At 71.5% G+C, this 21,194-nt stretch carries 20 protein-coding genes; 18 read left to right on the top strand and 2 right to left on the bottom strand.

Annotation, left to right across the window (positions count from 1 at the left end; translation table 11 throughout):
• The 8 genes from E1264_RS22715 to E1264_RS22680 form a co-directional block, all read left to right on the top strand.
• Positions 1-1,796: APC family permease (locus E1264_RS22715; RefSeq protein WP_207936081.1), on the top strand; the 1,796-nt coding region annotated here is incomplete at its 5' end.
• Between the two features lie 219 nt (positions 1,797-2,015).
• A complete protein-coding gene (locus E1264_RS22710; RefSeq protein ID WP_243711104.1) occupies positions 2,016-3,473 on the top strand; it encodes a 4-hydroxyphenylacetate 3-hydroxylase N-terminal domain-containing protein in 1,458 nt (485 codons plus the stop codon).
• A gap of 31 nt (positions 3,474-3,504) precedes the next feature.
• Positions 3,505-4,533 (top strand): amidohydrolase family protein, encoded by a 1,029-nt coding sequence (locus E1264_RS22705; RefSeq protein ID WP_132176724.1) that lies wholly within the window; start codon positions 3,505-3,507, stop codon positions 4,531-4,533.
• A gap of 10 nt (positions 4,534-4,543) precedes the next feature.
• Complete coding sequence (locus E1264_RS22700; protein WP_132176722.1) at positions 4,544-5,563, top strand: hypothetical protein; 1,020 nt, start codon at positions 4,544-4,546, stop codon at positions 5,561-5,563.
• Positions 5,556-6,251: a 4-carboxy-4-hydroxy-2-oxoadipate aldolase/oxaloacetate decarboxylase gene (locus E1264_RS22695; RefSeq protein WP_132176720.1), complete on the top strand. Its 696-nt coding sequence runs from the start codon at positions 5,556-5,558 to the stop codon at positions 6,249-6,251. Before E1264_RS22700 ends, E1264_RS22695 begins: the two co-directional genes overlap by 8 nt.
• Positions 6,248-6,913, top strand: a complete 666-nt coding sequence (locus E1264_RS22690; RefSeq protein WP_165964312.1) for an RraA family protein — start codon at positions 6,248-6,250, stop codon at positions 6,911-6,913. Before E1264_RS22695 ends, E1264_RS22690 begins: the two co-directional genes overlap by 4 nt.
• Positions 6,910-7,536, top strand: coding sequence for a 4-carboxy-4-hydroxy-2-oxoadipate aldolase/oxaloacetate decarboxylase (locus tag E1264_RS22685; protein WP_132176718.1), 627 nt, complete (start codon positions 6,910-6,912; stop codon positions 7,534-7,536). Before E1264_RS22690 ends, E1264_RS22685 begins: the two co-directional genes overlap by 4 nt.
• Entirely contained in the window at positions 7,533-8,492 is a 960-nt protein-coding gene (locus E1264_RS22680) for a flavin reductase (RefSeq protein WP_132176716.1), read from the top strand. Before E1264_RS22685 ends, E1264_RS22680 begins: the two co-directional genes overlap by 4 nt.
• A 32-nt stretch (positions 8,493-8,524) precedes the next feature.
• Here E1264_RS22680 and E1264_RS22675 read toward each other — a convergent pair whose 3' ends face one another.
• On the bottom strand, positions 8,525-9,709 hold the full coding sequence (locus E1264_RS22675) for a helix-turn-helix domain-containing protein (protein WP_132176714.1): 1,185 nt from the start codon (positions 9,707-9,709) through the stop codon (positions 8,525-8,527).
• A 147-nt stretch (positions 9,710-9,856) separates the two neighbouring features.
• Here E1264_RS22675 and E1264_RS22670 point away from each other — a divergent pair, with 147 nt between their 5' ends.
• The 7 genes from E1264_RS22670 to E1264_RS22640 all read left to right on the top strand — a co-directional run bounded on the left by E1264_RS22670 (position 9,857) and on the right by E1264_RS22640 (position 17,518).
• Positions 9,857-11,317: an aldehyde dehydrogenase family protein gene (locus E1264_RS22670; protein WP_243711103.1), complete on the top strand. Its 1,461-nt coding sequence runs from the start codon at positions 9,857-9,859 to the stop codon at positions 11,315-11,317.
• Positions 11,318-11,381: 64 nt separating this feature from the next.
• Positions 11,382-11,576 (top strand): ferredoxin, encoded by a 195-nt coding sequence (locus tag E1264_RS22665; RefSeq protein WP_132176710.1) that lies wholly within the window; start codon positions 11,382-11,384, stop codon positions 11,574-11,576.
• Entirely contained in the window at positions 11,569-12,723 is a 1,155-nt protein-coding gene (locus tag E1264_RS22660; RefSeq protein WP_132176708.1) for an FAD-dependent oxidoreductase, read from the top strand. The genes E1264_RS22665 and E1264_RS22660 overlap by 8 nt, the downstream gene beginning before the upstream one ends.
• A 31-nt stretch (positions 12,724-12,754) precedes the next feature.
• Positions 12,755-13,936 carry a cytochrome P450 gene (locus E1264_RS22655; protein ID WP_132176706.1) on the top strand — a complete coding sequence of 394 codons (1,182 nt, stop codon included), beginning with the start codon at positions 12,755-12,757 and terminating at the stop codon, positions 13,934-13,936.
• Between the two features lie 15 nt (positions 13,937-13,951).
• Complete coding sequence (locus tag E1264_RS22650; protein ID WP_132176704.1) at positions 13,952-15,010, top strand: alcohol dehydrogenase catalytic domain-containing protein; 1,059 nt, start codon at positions 13,952-13,954, stop codon at positions 15,008-15,010.
• Positions 15,000-16,238, top strand: coding sequence for a flavin-dependent oxidoreductase (locus E1264_RS22645; RefSeq protein WP_132176702.1), 1,239 nt, complete (start codon positions 15,000-15,002; stop codon positions 16,236-16,238). The genes E1264_RS22650 and E1264_RS22645 overlap by 11 nt, the downstream gene beginning before the upstream one ends.
• A gap of 875 nt (positions 16,239-17,113) precedes the next feature.
• Positions 17,114-17,518 (top strand): hypothetical protein, encoded by a 405-nt coding sequence (locus tag E1264_RS22640; RefSeq protein ID WP_132176700.1) that lies wholly within the window; start codon positions 17,114-17,116, stop codon positions 17,516-17,518.
• Between the two features lie 219 nt (positions 17,519-17,737).
• Here E1264_RS22640 and E1264_RS22635 read toward each other — a convergent pair whose 3' ends face one another.
• A complete protein-coding gene (locus tag E1264_RS22635; RefSeq protein ID WP_207936080.1) occupies positions 17,738-19,030 on the bottom strand; it encodes an MFS transporter in 1,293 nt (430 codons plus the stop codon).
• Between the two features lie 46 nt (positions 19,031-19,076).
• Between E1264_RS22635 and E1264_RS22630 the strand changes: the two genes are divergently transcribed.
• From E1264_RS22630 to E1264_RS22620, 3 genes are all read left to right on the top strand, one after another.
• The gene (locus E1264_RS22630) at positions 19,077-19,325 is read left to right on the top strand and encodes a hypothetical protein (protein ID WP_132176696.1); all 249 of its coding nucleotides are present in this window, start codon (positions 19,077-19,079) and stop codon (positions 19,323-19,325) included.
• A 186-nt stretch (positions 19,326-19,511) separates the two neighbouring features.
• The gene (locus E1264_RS22625) at positions 19,512-20,288 is read left to right on the top strand and encodes a hypothetical protein (protein ID WP_132176694.1); all 777 of its coding nucleotides are present in this window, start codon (positions 19,512-19,514) and stop codon (positions 20,286-20,288) included.
• Positions 20,285-21,194, top strand: a 910-nt coding sequence (locus tag E1264_RS22620) for a CocE/NonD family hydrolase (RefSeq protein ID WP_165964311.1), incomplete at its 3' end; no start/stop codon positions are given. The genes E1264_RS22625 and E1264_RS22620, both read left to right, overlap by 4 nt.

The raw sequence follows: 21,194 nt of genomic DNA, 5'->3' as shown, positions 1-21,194 counted from the left end.
CCCGGTTGCAGCTGCGGCACGGCGAGGGGGACCGGCGGCACCTGACGAGCGTCCAGGGCCTGGTCGCACTGTCGCTGGACGCGCTCAGCTCCGTCGCCTACGGGCCGGAGGCCATCGCGCTCGTGCTGGTCACCGCGGGCGTGTCCCACGTCCGCCTCACCCTCCCCGTCACCCTGGTCATCGTCGCGCTGCTGGTCGTGCTGGTGGTGTCGTACCGGCAGGTCATCGCGGTGCATCCGGACGGCGGCGGGTCCTACGCGGTGGCACGGGACGACCTGGGGCCCCGGGTCGGCGTCCTCGCCGCCGCCGCGCTCGTCATCGACTACGTCCTCACCGTGGCGGTCAGCCTCGCCGCGGGCGCCGCCACCCTCGCGTCCGCCTTCCCCGCGCTGCTGCCCTACCTGCTGGAGACGTCGCTGGGGGTGCTCGTCGTGCTGACCGCCGTGAACCTGTACGGCATCGCCGACAGCGCCCGGTTCCTGATGTTGCCGACCCTCCTGTTCATCGGGACGGTCCTGGCCATCGTCGCCGTCGGGCTGACCCGGTCCCATCCGGCCGCGACGGTCGGCGGCGCGGTGGCCTCCCACGCGCACGAGGCGATCGGTGTGATGCTGCTGCTCAAGGCGTTCTCGGCCGGTTGCGCCGCCCTGACCGGCGTGGAAGCGATCGCCAACGGCGTCCCGATGTTCCGCAGCCCACGCGTGGCGCACGCCCAGCGGACCGAGCTGATGCTCGGCGCGCTGCTCGGCGTGATGCTCATCGGCCTGGCCCTGCTGATCCGGCGCGACACCATCGCGCCCAGGGACGGCGTGACGATCCTCGCCCAGCTCACCGCCGGGGCCTTCGGCTCCGGATGGCTCTACCAGGCGGCGAGCGTCATCGTCGCCGTCGCGCTCACGCTGGCCGCCAACACCAGCTTCGGTGGGCTGCCCGTCCTGCTCAGCCTGCTCGCCAAGGACCGCAGGCTGCCGCATCTGTTCGCGCTGCGCGGCGAACGTCCGGTGCACCGCTACGGCGTTCTCGCGGTGGCCGTCGCCGCCGCGCTGCTGTTGATCGCCGTGGACGCCCGCACGCACCGCCTGCTCCCACTGTTCGCCATCGGCGTGTTCACCGGGTTCACGATCAGCCAGACCGGCCTCGTCGCGCACTGGTGGCGGCTGCGCCCACCCGGCTGGGCGGGGACCGCGCTGCTGAACGGGACCGGCGCGGTGCTCACCGCCGTCGCCACCCTGGTCCTGCTGATCACCAAGTTCGACGAGGGCGCGTGGGTGGTCGTCATCGTCGTGCCGCTGCTCATCCTGCTGTTCACCCGCGTCCGGCACCACTACGACCGGATCGCCCGCGAACTGCACCTCGGCACGCTTCCGGCCCGGCGCCCCGAGCCGCCGCACCAGGGACGGCTGGTCATCGTCCCGATCCACCGGTTCGGCGTGATGACGGGCGGCGCGCTGAGCACCGCGCTGAGTTTCGGCCAGGAGACCGTGGCGGTCACGGTGTCGACCGGCGAGGACGACGCCCGCACCCTCCGCTCTCAATGGGACCGCTGGGACCCGGGCGTCCGGCTGGAGATCCTCGACAGCCCGCAGGAGGCCAGGATCCGCCCGATCGTGGAGCACATCAAGCAGATCTCGGCCCGAGACGACCGGTCGCTCCTCGTGCTCGTCCCGACGATCCAGTCCGGCCGGCCCCGATCCAGGCTCCTCCACGACCAGAGCAGCCTGCTCCTCGCCGAGGCCCTGCGCGAGAACGTTCCCGGCGCGCTGGTCTGCCTCATGCCCTACCGCGTCCACGAGTAGCCGAAGCCACCGGCGCGTTCCCACGGGGCGAGGATCGGCTCATTCTGCCGTGCAGCGATCCCGACACCGTGTCGAAATCGGCGCCCGCCGGTTCCGTCACGACGCTCATGCATGAAGCCGCGGTGCGCCCGTAGCGTCCTTTCGTACCAGCCGATCAGCCCCATGTAGGTGCCTCCTCGGCGGGATCTGTCGGCTGCACATGAGACATACGCGAGGGACATGATGGATGTGAGCGACGCCAAGGGCGCCATGACCGGTGACGACTTTCGGGCGAGCCTCGATGATGGCCGTGAGGTGTGGCTGGGCGGCGAGCGGGTTCGCGATGCCGCGACGCACCCGGAGCTGCGGGGCGCGGTTGACGAGATCGCCCGGCTGCTGGATCTGCGCCTGTCGGACCCGGTCGCCCGGAAGACCACGCTGACGATGTCGGCGGAGTCGGGCAACCTCGTCAGCCGCTCGTACAGCCTGCCCACGACCCCGGAGGAGTTGCGCGCCAAGTTCGCGGCCTCCCAATGGTGGATGGCCGAGAGCCTCGGCCAGCACGGCCGCGCCCCCGACTTCATGGCGAACGTCGTCGTCGGTCTGCGCGATTACCACGCGGAGTTGGAGACGAACCGTCCCGGCTTCGGGGCCAACGTGATCAACTACCACCGCTACGCCGCCGAACACGACCTGGTGCTCACGCACGCCCTCGGCGATCCGCAGATCGATCGCAGTGCCAGCCCCCTGGACGACCCCGACCTCGCGCTGCGGGTGATCGAGGAGAACGACCGGGGCGTCGTCATCCGCGGCGCGAAGCAACTGGCGACCCTGGCGCCGTTCGCCCACGAGGTGCTCGTCTACCTCAACGGCGTCTCCGCGCAGCGAGGCGCCGAGAAGTTCGTCATCTGGTTCGCGCTGCCGATGAACACCCCCGGGCTGAAGGCTCTGTGCCGTGAGCCGCTCGGCAGCTCCGGCGCCGGACACGCGCACACCCTCGCGCGGCGCTACGACGAGCAGGACGCCCTGCTGTTCTTCGACGACGTCGAGATCCCGTGGGAGCGTGTGTTCCTCCTCGGCGACGGCCTGCTCGCGCTCAAGGGTCTCTCCCGGATCAACGCCTGGTCGATGCAGAGCACCCACATCCGCTTCTACGAGCGGTTGCGGACCTTCATCTCCGTGGCGGCCATGCTGGCCGACAGCATCGGGGTCGACGGGTTCCGCGGCATCCAGGAGGACCTGGGCGAGCTCATCTCCTACGCCGAGACGCTGCGGCTGGGCATCGCGGGCGCGGAGGCGACGGCGGTGCGCACGCCGAGCGGGCTGCTCGCGCCGGCGCCGTCGTACGGCCTCGGCTTCTGGTCCGCGGAGGTGTCGGTGCGGGTCGTCGGCATCGTGCGCCGCATCGGGGCGTCGGGGCTCATCATGCAGCCGTCCGAGGCCGACCTGGCCAGTCCGGAACTGCGCCCCTTCATCGACCGGTACATGCGCGGCCGCGGCATGGCCGCCGACCACAAGGCGCGCCTGTTCCGGCTCGCCTGGGAACTGGTCGGCGACGGCTTCGGAGCCCGCCAGGAGCTGTACGAGTACCTGCACCGCGGCGACCCGGGCGCGGGCCGTACCCGGCTGCTGCGCAGCTACGACCGCTCGGAGACCGATGCCCGTGTCCGCCGGCTGATCTCCTCGCCGCTCGGCTGAGCCCGCCCCATAATCCCGAAGAGGACGATTCATGATCATCGATGCGCACGCGCACCTGAGCGCGCCCGCCGAACTGTACGCCTGGAAGTCGGGGCTCCTGGCGCACCGCGGGGCCCACGGCCGCGGCGCCCCGCGCATCAGCGACGACCAGCTCCGGGCCGCTCACACCGACCCCCACCCCAGCTTCGGCAACGTCTCGCACATGGACCACATCGACGGCGCCGGCGTCGACGTCCAGCTCATCTCGCCGCGGCCGTACCAGATGATGCACAGCGAGCAGGGCAAGCTCGTGCAGTGGTTCACCGAGGAGACCAACGACCTCATCCACCGCTCCACCGAACTGTTCCCGGGCCGGTTCCTCGGCGTGGCGGGGCTGCCGCAGAGTCCGGAACTCGAACCGGCGCAGTGGGCCGGTGAGTTGCGGCGTACCGTCACCGAGCTCGGCTTCGTCGGGGCCATGCTCAATCCGGACCCGTTCGAGGGCACCGCGACGCCGCCGGCGCTCGGTGATCGATACTGGTACCCCCTCTACGAGGCACTGTGCGAGCTCGACGTCCCGGCGCTGATCCACGCCGCCGGATGCCGGCGGCCGGCACGCGAGCCCTACAGCCTCCACTTCATCCAGGAGGAGACGGTCGCGATCTGGAGCCTGCTCAACTCCTCGGTGCTGCGGGACTTCCCCGAGCTGAAGATCGTGGTCTCGCACGGCGGCGGCGCGATCCCCTACCAGGTGGGCCGGTTCCTGCCCTCCGGCGTCCGCTCCGGAGCGACGCCCTACCTGGACAAGCTCCGCAATCTGTACTTCGACACGTGCCTCTACACCCAGGACGCGATCGAACTGCTCATCCGCACTGTCGGCGTCGACCGCTGCCTGTTCGGCACCGAGAAGCCCGGAACCGGCTCGCAGATCAATCCGGAGAACGGCCGCTGGTTCGACGACATCCACCTGCTGGTGAACGACATCGGCTGGCTCACGGACGCCGACCGCACCGCCCTGTTCGAGGGCAATGCCCGCGCGGTCTTCCCCATCGACGCCGGCGGTCCGGCGCGGACGGCATGAGCGGCGCGCCATGGCGACCGTAGTCACCGGGATCGGCTGCTCGCACGGACCCCAGCTCAAGACGCCGCCGGCAGGCTGGTCCGAGCGCGCGGTGGCCGACCGGCGCAACCAGGCCCTCGAATTCCGGGGACGCACCTACGACTTCGCGTCACTCCGGAACCTGCGCGAGGACTTCTCCGCGCACTGCACGCACGAGGCGATGCAGGCCAACTGGGACGCTTCGCAGGCGGCGATGGACCGGCTGGGGCGGCACGTGGCCGCCGCCGACGTCGACGTGCTCCTGATCATCAGCAGCGACCACAAGGAGGTCTACGGCGACGAACTACTGCCCGCGTTCGCGATCTACTGGGGCGAGGACGTCGCGCACGTGCCGTTCACCGAGGCCCAGCTCGCGGCCATGGCGCCGGGGCTGGCCGAGGCCGCGCTCGGCGATGTGCCCGCGCGGACGGTCGTGCGGGAGTGCCACCCAGAACTGGCCCGGCACCTGATCGAACAGGCGGGCGGGTTCGGCTTCGACGTGGCCGCCTCGCGCTCCCTGCCGCCGGGCCGGTACGCCAACCACGGCATCCCGCACGGATGGGGCTTCATCTACCAGCGGATACTCGGTGAGACGTGCCGCATCCCGTTCGTCCCGGTATTCATCAACACCTTCTACGACCCCAACCCCCCAACGGCCGCGCGCAGCTACCAGTTCGGCCGCGCACTCGGCCGGGCCCTGAAGGCCTTCCCCCAGGACCTGCGGGTCGGCGTGATCGCCTCCGGCGGGTTGTCGCACTTCGTCATCGACGAGGAGCTCGACCGGCGCTTCCTCGCGGCCCTGGAGTCCGGCGACGAGCAGTACCTGACCTCCATCGACCCGGCCCTGCTGCGTTCGGGCACCTCCGAACTGCGCAGCTGGATCGCGGTGGCCGCCATCGCGGCCGAGACCGGGATGACCGCCGCCTCCACCGATTACCGTCCCTGCTACCGCACCGAGGCCGGCACCGGAAACGCCATGGGCTTCGTGACCTGGAGCCGCACCGATGGCTGATCCCCTCGACATACCCGTCACCGCGTCCGATGCGATCACGCGCCTGCGGTCGCTGGACGTGTGCGCCGTCTCCGACGCCCTGGACACCCTGGGGCTGCCCGGCGCGACCGTGGGGCTCGCCCCGATGTGGCCGTCCCCGGACACCGTCGTCGGACGGGTCCGCACCGTCAAGGCGGGCCCGAGGGCGGCGGCCGGGCCGACCACCCACATCGCGAGCCCCGCCGTCGCCTCCGCGCGTCCCGACGACGTGATCGTGATCGACAACCACGGGCGCACCGACGTCTCATGCTGGGGCGGGCTGCTCGCCGAAGCCGCCGTGGCCGCGGGGGTCGCGGGGGTCGTCGTGGACGGCGCCTGCCGTGACGTGCCCGAATGCGCCGGTCTCGCCCTGCCGTTGTTCGCCAGGGCCGCCGTCCCGGTCAGTGCCCGGGGCCGGATCGTCCAGGACGAGATGGACGTGCCCGTCCAGATCCGCGGCGTCCGGGTCTGCCCCGGCGACCTGGTGGTTGCCGACCGCAACGGTGTGGCGTTCATCGCGGCCGAGCACGGCGAACGGGTGATCGCCCTCGCCGAACGCATCACCGCCCGGGAGGCCGCGATGGCGGCGGCGGTGCGGGCGGGCCGCTCGATCGTCGAGGTCATGCACGACAGCCAGTTTCCCGCCGTCACCGCCGAGGAGATCCCGTGACCGTGCCCGGCACCCCCTTCGACCCGCGGCTCGAGGACCTGTCGACCGCGACCCTCTCCGACGCGCTGGACAGGCTCGGACTGCCCGGGAGCCTGCACGGGCTCGCACCGCTCGGGCCGGGGCAGCGCCTGGTCGGGCGCGCGTTCACCGTCCGCTACCGGCCGGCGGGCAACCCGCCCGGGACCGTCGGCGACTACCTCGACGACGTCGCACCGGGATCGGTCGTGGTCCTCGACAACCAGGGGCGCACCGACTGCACGGTGTGGGGCGACATCCTCACGGCCGTGGCACACGCGAAGGGAGTGGCGGGCACCGTCATCGACGGCGTCTGCCGCGATGTGCACCGCGCGCTCGGCCTCGGCTACCCGATCTACAGCCGCGGGCGGTTCATGCGCACCGGCAAGGACCGGGTCGAGGTCGCCGAGGTGGGAGGCCCGGTGGCCGTCGGCGGAGTGCAGCTGTGCCCGGGCGACCTGGTGGCCGGCGACCAGGACGGCGCCGTCGCGATCCCCTCGGCGGCTCTCTCCGACGTCCTCGGCCTCGCCGTCGAGATCGCCGAACGTGAGGAGCGGATCCTCGCCGGCGCGCTCGCCGGTTCCACCATCGCCGAGGCCCGGGCCGCCTACGGCTACCACGAACTGCAGCGCCGAGGAGCACGATGAACACCAGCCCCTTGACCTACGACGAGACCGAGCTGCTGACGATGGGCACCGCGACGCTGTTCGAGGCCGCCCGCCTGGACTGCGATCTCGACCCCGAGCTGCGGCCGGTCTGGCCCGGCGCCCGCCTGTGCGGGACCGCGTTGCCCGTGCTCGCCGCCAGCGGCGACAACCTGCCGCTGCACTGGGCACTGGAGCAGGCGGCACCCGGTGACGTGCTGGTCGTCGATGCCGGGGGATCACGCTGCGGCTTCTGGGGCGAGGTGCTGTCCGTCGCCGCCCAGGCCCGAGGAGTGCGCGGACTCGTCATCGACGGGGGTGTGCGCGACACCGCGCAACTGGAGCAGCTCGGTTTCGCGGCGTTCTCATCCTCGATCGCGATCCGCGGCACCGGTAAGGCGTGGCGCGGCACCGTCGGCGAGCCGATCACAGTGCGGGGGCGTCCCGTGCGACGCGGCGATCTCGTCGTCGCCGACCAGGACGGCATCGTCGTCCTGCCGGCGGAGCGCGTGGACGACGTCGTCGAGGCGGCCCGGGCCCGGGCCGCGAAGGAGGAGGCGTACATGGACAGGCTGCGGTCGGGCGAGCTGACCCTGGACATCTATGCGCTGCGGGACACCCAGTGACCACCACCGACCCGCAGACCGGGTTCAAGAAGGCCGCCGGTCATTTCGCATCCGGCGTCACGATCGTCACGACCCGCAACGGCGGCCACGTCTACGGCATCACCTGCTCGTCGTTCGTGTCGCTGTCGCTCAACCCACTGCTGGTGACGGTGTCGGTCAATTCCCAGAGCCCGTTCCTCGCGGAGGTGCGGGAATCGGGGTACTTCGCCGTGAGCGTCCTGGCCGATCAGCAGCAGGACGTGTCGCGGTACTTCGCGACCCGCGGACGGGGCCGGGCCGAGGGCGAGTTCCCGAATCTGGCGACCGAGTCGATGACCACCGGCGCCCCGATCGTGAGCGACTGCCTGAGCTGGTTCGACGCGAAGCTGCACGCGATCCTGCCCGGCGGCGACCACAAGATCCTCATCGGTGAGGTGGTGGCGGCGGGCGGCCGGGATGGAGCGCCGCTGCTGTACTGGGCGGGGAACTACCGCACGCTGGACATGGCAGCGCCCGTCGATCGCATCGAGCAGTACGCGGACGCGATGTCGGTCCAGCTGCATCTGATCGGCCTCGACAGCACCGGGCTCCTGGACGCGCAGCTCGCCCTCGAACCCGCCGCGGGCGCACTCGCCGCGCGCGTTCGCTCGGAGGCGGGGCTGTCCGCGCTTCGCGCCTCGCTGGCGGAGTCGCGCGCCCTCACCGCCGAACCGGAGGCGTTCACCGAGTCCGCGCTGCGGTTCCACACCGTGCTGGGGGCCGCGTCGGAGAACCCCGCGATCGCCGCGTCGGTCCAGGCGCTCGGGCGCTCCCGGTGGGCCCACTACGCGAGCGGCACCACCCGGGAGTCCATGATCCGTACCATCGAGGCGCACGAGAAGATCTATCGCGCCATCGAGTCCGGCGACGCGGAGCGCACGCGGGCCCTGGTCACCGACCACCTCACCACGGTGGGCGTGCGGCTGTGCCACCGGTGAGGCTGTGCGACCGGTGAGGCGGCGAACGGCCGTCAGTGGGCGCCTCGCAGGCGCGCCAGCGTCGCGACGCGCAGCGCCGTGTGCATCTCCCGGCGGGCGCTGCCGCAGTTCAGGTCGATCTTGCCGATCTTCCGGATGCGGTCCAGCCGGTAGTACACCGTGCTGCGGTGGACCATGAGCTCTCGCGCGGTCGCCTGCGCGTCGCAGGCGTTGTCGAGGTAGCACTCCAGCGTGGTGATGAGATCGGGCCCGCCCTCGACGGCCAGCAGGTTCTGCAGCGGTGGAGGCAGGTCCCTGCGGGTGAGCGAGGCGAGCGGCAACTGGACGAGCAGCCGGTCGAGGCCGAGGTCCGACCACTTCGCGATCGGGCCGTAGGTCGCCTCGTCCAGCCAGGCCGCCCGGGCCGCCACCAGAGCCTCCCGGTAGGACTCGACCGCGTCGGCAAGCCCTTCCCGCGGGTCACCGATGCCCGCGCGCAGCCGGGAGAGCCCGTCCGCGCCCAGGTGTTCGGCGATGCGCTCCTGGTTGACGCGGCGCGGCGTGATCGCGACGGCATGCGTGGCAAGGACGGTCCCCGTCACCTTCGAGGGCGACTTGCGCAGCAGGTCCGTCATGCAGTCGTTGAGGGACAGCCGGTCCTCGATGGCCAGCTCCCCCTCCGGCGCGCCGACGGTGAGCACCAGAACCGTGTAGCTCTCCGACGCGCCGATCATGCGCGTCTCGCGCAGCACCTTCGCGGCCTCGGCCCGCGTTTCGGGATCGCCGGACAGGACACGCGTCAACTCCTCATTGACGCGCGCGAGCTCGCGTTTGCGGCTGAGCTCGCGTTCGTGCAGCAGCTCCTTGAGATCCTCGGCGGCCGCCTCCAGCGCGTCACGGTGCCGAGCCGCTCCCTCCTCGGACGTGCCGGGATGGATGTAGGCGATGTACCCGACGAGGCGTTCGCCGCGCCGGATGGGGAAGATCACCCGGGCCGACGCGCTGGTCTTCTCGTCGGGTGGGATCACCACCGCGCCGTGGGCGCGGTGAGCGCCCGCCCGGTGGATCATCTCCCGCCCTCGCGCGGTACCGCGGCGGCTCAAGATCACCGTTCGGCGCGCCTCGTCGATGTCGTCGTCGTGCGCGCTGAACGCCACGAGGTTCAGCTCGGTGTCATAGAGGACGAGCGAACGATCGAGCTGCTCGGCGAGGTTCTGGATCACATCATCAAGGTTCAACTACCGACCACCTATCCCGACACGGTGTCGGAAATTTTGAGCAGACCTTAGTACAGCCGGTGAATCCCTCAACCGTCACCACGGACATACCGTTCGGCCAAGGCGTCCGGCGAGGACGGCTCGACGCCCGTCGAAATGGAGACCCACGTGAGCATCCTCGATCCTGTGACCTGGACCGGCAGGCTGTACTCGTCCGGCTGGCGGGAGGGTTCCGGCGGCCCGGCCGCCGTCTCGGAGGCGGCGACCGGGACACGGCTGGGCACCATCGGCACGGCAGCCGGGCCGGATGTCGAAGCGGCGGGCGCCACGGCCGCCGCGGCGCAGCCCGCTTGGGCGGCGACCTCGTTCAGGGAGCGTGGCGCGGTGCTGCTTCGCGCCGCCGCGGCGCTGGAGGCCGACCGCGACGACATCGTCGCCTTCATGATCCGCGAGACCGGATGCACCCGCCCCAAGGCGGCGCAGGAGATCGTCAAGGCCGTCGGCGAGCTCACCGCGGCCGCCGCCCTGGTTGACCAGCCCTGTGGCGACCTGCTTCCGCACGAGGTCCCCGGCGTGCTGTCGATGGCCCGCCGTGTCCCGGTCGGCGTCGTGGGCGTCATCGCGCCGTGGAACGCTCCACTCATGCTCGCGATCCGCGCCGTCGCACCGGCGCTGGCCCTGGGCAACGCGGTGCTGCTCAAGCCCGCTCCGGAGTCCCCGGTCAGCGGCGGCGTGCTCCTCGCCCGGATCCTGGAGGAGGCGGGACTCCCCGACGGCCTGCTCCACGTCCTGCCGGGAGGTGCCGACATCGGCGAGGCCGTCGTCCGGTCGCCGCACACCGCGGTGATCTCCTTCACCGGGTCCTCCGCGGCCGGGCGCCGGGTCGGCGAGATCGCCGGCGGCATGCTCAAACGCGTCGTCCTCGAACTCGGCGGCAACAACGCCTACATCGTCCTCGACGACGCCGACCTCGCGATGGCCGTCAACAACGCCGCCTGGGGCTCGCTCCTGCACCATGGGCAGATCTGCATGGCGACCGGCCGGCACCTCGTCCACGAGTCGCTCGCCGACGAGTACGTCGAGCGGCTCACCGCCTACGTCCGGTCGCTCGCCGTCGGCGATCCCACCCGCCCCGAGGTGCGGGTGGGACCGCTGATCAGCAAGCGCCAGGCGGACCGGGTCCACGAGATCGTCACCGAATCGGTGGAGGCCGGCTCGGTGTTGTGCGCCGGTGGCCGGCAGGACGGCCCCTTCTACACCCCGACCGTCCTCGACCGGGTCACGCCCTCGGTCCGCGCCTTCAGCGACGAGATCTTCGGTCCGGTGCTCCCCGTCACCCGCTTCTCCAGCGACGACGAGGCGATCGAACTCGCCAACGCCACCCGCTACGGGCTGTCGGCGGCGATCCACACCGGCTCGATGGGGCGCGGCCTCGACATGGCCACCCGCCTGCGCACCGGCATGGTGCACGTCAACGGCCAGACCATCAACGACGCGCCGCACGTCCCGATGGGCGGCACGCGGGACTCCGGCAACGGTGGCCGCTACGGCGGGCACTGGAACCTCGACGAGTTCACCCAGTGGCAGTGGGTCACGGCCCGCAGCACTCCGGGCGCCTACCCCGTCTGAACCAGCCCCCGTCTGAACCAGCCGGCACAGCCGCGATCTCGGAAAGCACGAAAGAAGAAGTCGCATGAAGATCTCAGTGGAACGCGCCCGCTGCGAGGGCTACGGGTTCTGCGAACAGTCCGCGCCGACCCTGCTGCGCCTCGACGAGGAAGGCGAACTCGAGGTCCTCCTGGAGGAGGTCCCGGCCGCCGACATCGAGGTCGCCCAGGCCGCCGTACGCGTCTGCCCCGTCGCCGCGTTGAAGCTCACCGATGCGTAGCACTACGGGCACGATCGTCATCGTCGGCGGTTCGGTCGCCGCGACGACGGCCTCGGACGCGCTGCGCCAGCAGGGACACGATGGCCCGATCACCGTCCTGAGCCAGGAGTCCTACGCACCGTATGTGCGGCCGCCGCTGTCGAAGGCCGTCCTGAAGGGCACGGAGCCGGTGGAGTCGGTGTTCATGACCGCCCTGCCCTCCGACGTCACGCTGCGCACCGGCGCGCGGGCGACCGGCCTGGACGCCGACCGCCGGCGCGTGCTGCTCGCCGATGGCGAGGAGGTGCCCTACGACGGGCTCTTCCTCGCGACCGGCGCCCGCGCCCGGCGCCTGGGCTCGTCTCCGGGCGAGCTCGTCGTCCGCGACCTCGACGACGCGCTGGCGCTGCGTGACCGGCTCGCCATCGCGCGCTCCGCGCTGATCATCGGCGGTGGCTTCCTCGGCATGGAGATCGCTTCCTCCGCGCGTTCCCTCGGCGTCGAGGTCACCGTCATCGATCGGGATCCGCATCTGGTCCGCCAGTTCGGCCGGCGGCTCGCGGCCCGCCTGACCGCCGCCGCCACCGCCGAGGGGGTCGTCCTCGCCCGCGCAGCGGGCGGCGTCGAGTTGCTCGGCGGCGGCGAGGAGGTCACGGGCGTGCGCACCGGCTCCGGCACCGTGCACGAGGCCGATCTCGTGATCACGGCGGTCGGCTGCCGGCCGAACGTCGAATGGCTCGCCGGCACCGGGCTCGCCTCGCCGGCCGGGGTCTGCGTGGACAGCCGCTGCCGGGTGCGGCCGGACATCGTCGCCGCCGGTGACCTCGTCGCCCGGCTCCACGGTCCGGGCGGCCTGCGCCGGACCCCGCACTGGGCCAACGCGCTCGACCAGGCCCGCGTCGCCGCGGCGGCGCTGGTACGCGGCGGCGAAGCCCCGATCTACCGGCCCAGGCCGTTCTTCTGGACCGAGCAGTGGGGTCTGGACATCAAGATCGCGGGCGAGATCCGTCCCGGTACCGAACTGTCGGTCCTCGACGGCTCGCTCGACGAAGGGGGCGCCCTCGTCCAGTGGACCCTCGACGGCCGCCCGGTCGCCGCGGGCACCGTGAACCGCCGGGTCCCGATCGGCAGACTCCACAAGCTCGCCGCACCCGCGCCCGCGGCGTGACCTCCATTCCCACCTCGTTTCTGGAGCCACCTTGACCACCAGCCCCGCACCAGCCCTGGACCTCGACCTGTTCACCGACGAGGCGCTACTCGACCCGTGGCCGCTCTACCAGCAGATCCGCGACACCGGACCGGTCTGCCGCCTCTCGCGCCTCAATGTCTGGGCGATGGGACGCTACGCCCAGGTCCGGGCCGCCCTCGGTGACTGGGAGACCTACTCCTCGGCCAGCGGCATCGGCCTCAACGACGTCGCGAACGAAGCCACGCGCGGCCTGATCATCGCCACCGATCCGCCCGAGCACGACCGGCTCCGCGGCGTCCTGGCGGAGCGCCTGTCGCCGCGCGAGATCCGGAAGCTCGGCGACGACATCCGGCGCCGGGCCGCCGAGCTGGTCGGCGACCTGGTCGAGAAGGGCGAGTTCGACACGGTCACCGACCTCGCGCAGGACTTCCCGCTCTCCATCGTCCTCGACCTGATCGGGCTGCCCCAGGACGGCCGCGACAAGGTCCTCACCTGGGCCGACGCCGCCTTCTCCGCGAGCGGTCCCGAGGGCCCGCGCACCGACGCGGCCCTCCCCCTGCTCCAGGACCAGCTGGTGTACCTCGCCACCCGGGCCACCCCCGACCAGTTGGCCCCGGGCAGCATGGGCCGGGCGATCTACGAGGCCGCCGAGGCCGGGAAGATCGCGTCCGAGTCGTGCGTGCCGCTGATGTCCGCCTACGTCACCGCCGGCCTGGACACCACGATCAACGCGATCAGCAACGCCGTCTGGTACTTCGCGACCTACCCGGACCAGTGGGACGCGGTCCGCGAAGACCGCGGCCTGATCCCGAGCGCGTTCAACGAGATCCTGCGCATCGAGTCGCCCGTGCAGTTCTTCTGCCGCGTCACCACCCGCGACGTGGACGTCGAGGGCATGGTGCTGCCCGAGGGCTCGCGGGTGATGATGCTGTACGCCTCGGCGAACCGGGACGAACGCCGCTGGCCGGACCCGCAGCGCTTCGACGTGCGCCGCAACCCGGCCGAGCACGTCGCCTTCGGTTACGGCATGCACGGCTGCGCCGGCCAGGGGCTGGCCCGGCTCGAGGGCCACTCGATCCTGGAGGCACTGGCCGACCGGGTGACGCGTTTCGAGGTCGGCACGCCGCAGCGGCGCATCAACCAGCTGATCCGCGGGCTGAGCGCGCTGCCCACCACCGTGCACGCGGCCTGAGAGGAGCGGCTGACCATGTTGGCCACCAGGTTCAACGGCCCCTTCGACATCACGGTCGAGCAGGTTCCGGACCCCCGGCCGGTCGACCCCACCGACGCGACCGTGGAAATTCTGTACTCCGCGATCTGCGGTTCCGACCTGTGGACCTACCGCGGCATCGTCCCCCACGCCCCCGGCGGCATCGGCCACGAGTTCATGGGACGCGTCCTGGACGTCGGCGCCGGCGTGACGTCGGTCCGGCCGGGTGACACCGTGATCGCGCCGTTCGCCTTCTCCGAGGGCCACTGCGACCAGTGCCGACGTGGACTGCAGCCCCTGTGCGAGGACTCGGGTATCTGGGGCAAGGACTGGGCGGGCGCACAGGCGCAGGCCATCCGGGTGCCTTTCGCGGACGCGACCCTGGTCCCGCTGCCCTGGTCGGCCGGCGAGCTCGACACGGAACTGGCCCGGCTTCTGATGCCGCTGTGCGATGTGTACGCCACCGGCACCCACGGCGCGGTCCTCGCGGGCGTCGGTGCCGGCGACACCGTCGTCGTGATCGGCGACGGGGCCGTCGGAATCTCGGCGGCCCACGCGGCGCGCCGCATGGGCGCCGGGCGGGTGGTGCTGCTGGGCGAGCAGCCGGCACGGCTGACGGTCGCCAAGGGCTTCGACGTCGAGACCCTGCGGGTGTCCCGCGACGAATCACCGGTCGCTCGGGTGCGCGAGCTGTTCGGCGGCCGGTTGCCCGACCGGGTGGTGGAGTGCGTGGGCGCGCAGGCCGCCTTCGACACGGCGCTGGAGGTGGTCGCGCCCGGCGGAGCAGTGGGATACGTGGGCGTCCCGCACGGTGTGGAGCCGATTCCGCCGATGCGGCTCTTCGCACGCCAGGTCACCCTGTGCGGCGGGGTGGCGCCCGCCCGCCGCTACCTTCCCGGGCTGATCGACGAGGTGCGCTCCGGCAGCCTCGACCCCTCGGCACTGATCGACCGCACTCTCGCGCTCGCCGACGCCCCGAAGGGCTACGCGGCGATGGACACCGGAACGGCACTGAAGGTGCTGCTGGAGACAACAGGAGGAAGCCATGGCGACTGAGCCGACGGTGGCCATCGCCGGGGCCGGTGTCGGCGGCCTCACCCTGGCACTGGAACTGCACGACCGAGGCATCGAATGCGTCGTGCTCGAAGCCGCCCCGCAGCTGGAGCCGCTCGGCGTCGGCATCAATCTCCTTCCTCACGCCACTCGCAACCTGTCCCGGTTGGGGCTGGAGGACGCGTTGGCGGCGGTCGCGGTGACAACGGCCGAATCCGCCTTCTTCAACCGGTTCGGCCAGCACATCTACAGCGAGCCCGTCGGCCGCCACGCCGGCTACGCATGGCCACAGTTCTCGATCCACCGCGGCGACCTGCAACTGGTACTGCTGGACGCAGTGCGGGAACGCCTGGGCGCCGATGCGGTCCGCCTCGATCACCGGGTCGTGTCGGCCTCGCAGGACGAAGACCGCGCGACCGTAGAGATACAGCATTCGGACGGATCGACCGACTTCCTCTCCGCCGCCGTGGTCGTGGCCGCGGACGGTGTGCATTCGACGATCCGTCGCCAGTTCCACCCGGAAGCGGCACAGCCCAAGTACACCGGCTACATGATGTGGCGGGGCGTCACCGCGTGGCCGCCCTTCCTGTCAGGCGCATCGATGGTGCGGGCCGGGTGGCTCGCGACCGGGAAAATGGTGATGTACCCCATCCGCGACGCCGTCGACGAACAGGGGCGCCAACTGGTGAACTGGGTCGCCGAATGCGAAGCGCCCATGCGCGACAAGCGCGACTGGAACACCCCCGGGCTCATCGAGGACTTCATCGGCCCGTTCGAGGACTGGCACTTCGACTGGCTCGACGTTCCGGCGCTGATCCGCGCAGCCGACGAAGTCCTGGAATATCCGATGGTGGACCAGGACCCGCTGGACCACTGGACCGAGGGCAGGATCACACTCCTGGGCGATGCCGCGCACCCGATGGTTCCACGCGGTTCCAACGGCGCCGCACAGGCCATCCTCGATGGTGGAGTGCTGGCCGAACACCTGGCCCAGACCGATCCGGTCACCGCCCTGCGCCGCTACGAGGAATCCCGCCTGCCGGCGACGGCGCAGGTGGTCCTCACCAACCGCAAGAATCCGCCGGACGCGATCCTTCGAGAGGTCTACGAACGTACCGGCGACCAGCCCTTCGATCACATCGACGATGTCCTCACCCGCGCTGAGGTCGTCGCCCTCAGCGACGAGTACAAGACCATCGCCGGCTTCGGCAAGGAGCAGCTGACACAATAAAACGGGCCGGCCCTGGACGCCAGCGGATAACGCAGCGAATGCAGACGCCGTCGCCAAACAGGTACGTGAGCGGTTAGGCCACCGGGTCGGCCGGGTCGTGACCAACACTCGGAGTCCAGTCATCCATCAGATCGCCCACATCCTGGTCGAGCTTGTTCCCACGCTCTGCGTGCCCTGCAGAGGGTTCGAACCTACGCAGCACCGGATCGTGTTCGCTCGTTGTTTGCTCGAATGTCGCGGAACGCTTGGGTAGCCAGCGGTACGAAACGACAGCGCTGGCCGCTGGTGGCTGTACAAAGCGGGACAGACTGACGGGTTTCAGCACCTTGAATAACGGAGCGACAGGGCTCGTAGCCGACTTCTAATCCGACGGTCACGGGTTCGAATCCTGCCGGCACGCCCCACCTGACGTGCGATTTGCCACTGCCAAGAGCCCGGATTCTGCTCCGGTTCGTCCCCGTGTCCGCTCGATTGTCGCTGACCTGTCGCCACCCTCCACACGGATCGCTGCGATCGCCTGCCCAGCCGCCGCTTCCGCCCCCGGTGACTGCTGGAACGCTGGCGCATTAGTGAGCGTGATCTTGCTTGTACGCCGACGTCCGATGACCTCCCTGGGGTCGGGTGACGCGCCGTCCGGCACAACGTCTGACGGTCCGGTCGGGAGAATGTGCAGGCCAGGCAGGCGGGGCAGGATGTGGTTTCGCGGATGTAGAGGTTCTGGGCCGGTCCCCGCGACGCTCGCTCTGCGCGACCAGATCCGTCCGCTGTTTCGGAGCTCTTTCTCCTACCCACCGTGGCACTAGCCGAGAAGCGGCTCACCGCCTCTCGCAGGCCGTCCGCCACGTCGGCTCCAAGGGGCGGGCGTCCGGTCCCGGATGACACGCTGCTACTCGCGCTCGCTTATCCCGTCCTCGCTGACCGGCTGCGCTGGCGCGGCCTGCGACATCTACGAACGGCTGATCGTGGACACCGGCCTGGCCGCCGTCCGAGAACTCACCCGGCGACGCGTTCCAGATCGTCTAACTCATGGTCGTGCCCCGTCCATGCCGTGGCATTGGCAGCGGCCTGCTCACCGCTCAGACCGCGTCCGGCCCCGCGCTTGGTTGCTCGCCCTCGTCGACTCGTCCACCGCCCGCCTCTACCTGCGGCACAGCTGGCAGCAGTTTTGTCTCCTGGTCTGGACCGTCCACCCCCCTCACCTGGACACGAACGGCGTTACCATCCGCCCTTGCCGCACGGTCCTGGCCCAAGTGAACGTCGAAGCCGACATCCTGTACTGACTGCGGACAGCTCGTGGCCAGGAGCGGACACCACGCTCTCTCGCTTGTGCGCTACAGGCCGGACGACGCGGCGATCCCACGGACTACTGACGGGATTTCGTCGTTTCGCGGGTCCGGCGGGCGCTGGGCCGCCGTTCTCTATCCAACGCTTCCCCCACCACCGCGTGTGTTCTCAGTGGGACGCGTGGGCTGCCAGGCCGCCATCAGCTCACATCCTTCTTAGAGCTTGGTCTTGACGTCGGGCTGGGGGCGGGTTGTCGGGCCGGTGATGGTGTCTGTGCGTAGGGCTAGTAGCCAGGCGGCGCCTGGGGCGGCCATCAGGGTGCCTAGGGCGATGAGCAGGGTGCGGTGGCCGAGCGCGTCTAGGAGGGCGCCGGCGGCTAGGGCGGAGAGGGCGAGGCTTGCGGTGGCTACCGCGCTCCACAGTGACATGATGCGGCCGCGGATCTCGTCGGCCGCGGCGGACAAGAGGGCCGCGATGGCGGTTGGCCCGTAGACGACGTCGGCGAAGGCGGCTAGACCCCACAGGGTCAGGGCGGCCCAGGTGGCGGTGGGCAGGCCTAGCAGGGCGGTGCAGATGCCCTCGCCGAGGCAGGACAGGCCGATGACCGTCAGCCGGGCCCTCGGGTTCATTCGTTGGAGGCGCGGGGCTAGGACGAGCAACGCCGTCGCCCCGACGATGCCCTGGACGGCGTAGAACCAGCCCGTGCCCCCGTCGCCGAGGTCGTGTACCCGCAGGGCCAGGTGGATCATGGCGGTGATCATGCCGCCGAGGCCGAGGCAGAACACCGCTTCCAGGCAGAGCAGCGCGGCGATCAGCCGGATCCGCCGCGCGGCGCGCACGCCTTCCCGGAAGGAGGCGGCCCAGCCGGGCCCCCGTCCCGAGCCGCCACGGCGGCTGCCTGCGGTGACCAGTGCGGTGAGCAGCAGGGACAGGAGAAACGACAGGGCGTTGACCACGAACGCCCAGCGCCAGCCGAACAAGCCGATGACCGCCGCTCCGGCCAGCCCGCCCACAGCTTGGAAGAGCAGCCCGTTGACCTGGACGGCCGCCGAATACAGCACATACTCCTCGCGCCGGACCAGCGATGGCATCCAGGCGCCCCGAGCGGCCTGGAAGACGAAGCCGGTCGCGGCCGACACGAACGTGAGCGGGTAGACCAGCCACAGCGTTCCGGGCGAATCGGCGAGCAGGAAGGCGAGTGCCAGGACGGCGAGGAGACCGTCGCCGGCGAGCATGACCGTGCGGCGGTCGGCGCGGTCGGCGAGCACGCCGCCCCACGGCCCGACCAGCAGGCCCGGCAGGTAGCGCAGCGCGAGGGTGGCGCCCGCGGCCAGGGGCTCGCCGCTGTGCTCGTAGACCATCGCGTACACCGCGACCGCGCTGAACCAGCCGCCGCAGACGCTGATCAGGTTGCCCAGCCACAGCCGCCGGAAGTCGCGGTTGACCGCCAGCAGTGTGACCAGGCCCCCGGCCGGGGGATCGATCGCGGTTCGGGGGGACTCATTCATGGTGGTCAGCGTAGGGGGATTGACAACCGTTTTCATTATCGCTGTAATGCGTGATCAGAACGTGAACCCGCGAGAGGGGGGCGTGGTGCTGGTGCGCCGGAGGCTGCCGGAGCTGGTGCGCGCCAACCGCGTTCTCGTCGTGTGCACGCCGTCCTGGACCGGGGGGCGCATGTTCCAGTGCGCGCCCTACCGGTCGCTCGTCAAGGCGCAGTCCGACGCCGCCGCACTGCCGGCGGCCGGGCTCACCGGGCGGCCGGATCCCCGCGGAGAACAGGAAGGAGGTGAGCACGCATGAAGGTCACCAAGCTGGCGGTTTCCAAGAGCCGCAGCCAGCTTCACTCCTCCAACCACGCCACGGCGCGGCAGTCCAGCGTCGCCTGGCGCTGACGTGAGGCGGTGACGTGAGGTACGGGCCGGGTGCGGGCATGGGCGAATCACGCCCGCACCCGGTCCTCCAAGACTAAGGACGCGGGAAGGCCCGATGGACGAACACTTTCGCTGGGCCGGTGGGGTGTCGCTGATCCCGGCCGGTGAGGGCTGGCTGGTGCACACCCCGGCCGAGGAGTTTCTGGCCGTCGAACCCGAGGGCGGCGGCGCCGGCGACCTGCACGCCCCGGAGCTGCGTCCGGTGTTCGAGGACGAAGGCGTGCTCGCCCCGCCCGCGCCCCGTCCCGGGCTCGTCGGGGTCGCCGGGGACGGCCCGCTCGCCGGGACGCTCGACGCCCTGCTCGCCCAGACCGGCGTCACGGTCCGGCGCGGCACGGAGAAGGAGCTGGCCGATCAGGCGCCCGAGCTGGCCGTGCTGGTGGCGTGCGCGCCCTGGCTGCCCGACCGGCGGTGGACCGAGCTGGACGCCCGATGCCTGGAGGCCGGGCTGCCCTGGCACCGGGGCCACGCGGAGGGCCGCCGGTGGTACGCCGGCCCGTTCCGCGTCGAGCCGGGTGACGCCGGATACACCGACACCCGGATCCGGCGGCTGGCCGCCAGCCCCTGGCCCGGCGAACTGGCCGCCTACTGGCGATGGCTGGACGAGGGCGGACGCCCCGAGCCCGACCCGGCGGGCGCGTTCGGCGCCGCCATGGCCGCTGCGCTGATCGCCCAGGACGTGCGGGTCTGGCTGTGCGGCGGAGACCCGCCCGGCCGTGGCGCGCAGGTGGGGGTGGACCCCGTCACCGGCCGGGTGAGCCGCCATCCGGTGCTTCCGGTCCCGGCAGGGCTGATGCGCGAGGTCCCCGAACCGGCACAGGCGGTCCGGTGAGCGGCCGCCGGATCGAGGCGGACGTCACCGTCCGGGCCATCGACGGTGTGTCCCTGGTCGGCGATCTGTTCCTGCCCGCACGCCTCCCCGCGCCGGTGATGGTCCTGCGCACCCCGTACGGGGCCGCGGGGGCGTGGCCGGAAGCCGCCGCGCTGGCCGAGGCCGGAGTCGCCGCGTATGTGCAGGACCTGCGGGGCCGGCACCGTTCCGGCGGGGAGTTCGTCCTGGGCCGCGACGAGGGGCGCGACGGTGCGGCGACCCTGGACTGGGCGCGCGCGCAGGGGTGGTGCGACGGCCGGGTGCTGCTGGCCGGGACCGGCTACGAGGCGTTCGCGGCCTGGTGCGCGGCGGGCCATCCGGCGGTCCGGGCGGTGGCGTCCCGGCAGCCGTGGCCGGTGACCGGCACACCGCCGTTGGACGACGAGCTGTGGTGGCGCACCGAGCTGGCGACGGGCGCGGCGGTCCGGCCGGGGCTCTTCGAGCTGGCGCTCGCGCTCGACCCGGAGCTCGGCGCCGATCTGGACGACCCCGCGTTGCCCGAACGCTGGCCGGTGCCGTTAGGCGCGTGGCCACCGGCGCCCGACGCCTTCCAGGCCCAAGCCCGCAGGGTGATCCGCGCGGTGCGGGAGACGCGCGTCCCGACCCTGCATCTGGGGAGTTGGCTCTGCCGCTCGGCGGACGCCACGCTCGACCACGCGATGCTGGCCGCCGACCCCACCGTGGTCATGGGCGGCTGGGCGTCCCCGCTCACCCACCGGCTCCAGCCCGAGTGCGCGATCGACGTGCCGGACGAGCCCGACGCCGCCGACGTCGTGCTGAGCTGGCTGGCCACGATCGCCGAGGGCGGCGCGTGGACCGACCCCCGCAGGTGCCTGGTCCTGGGGGCGGGATGGCGCGACCGGGACC

The sequence above is a fragment of the Actinomadura sp. KC216 genome (genome assembly GCF_004348535.1).
Lineage (GTDB): Bacteria > Actinomycetota > Actinomycetes > Streptosporangiales > Streptosporangiaceae > Spirillospora.
This window is presented reverse-complemented; position numbering and strand designations above follow the sequence as displayed.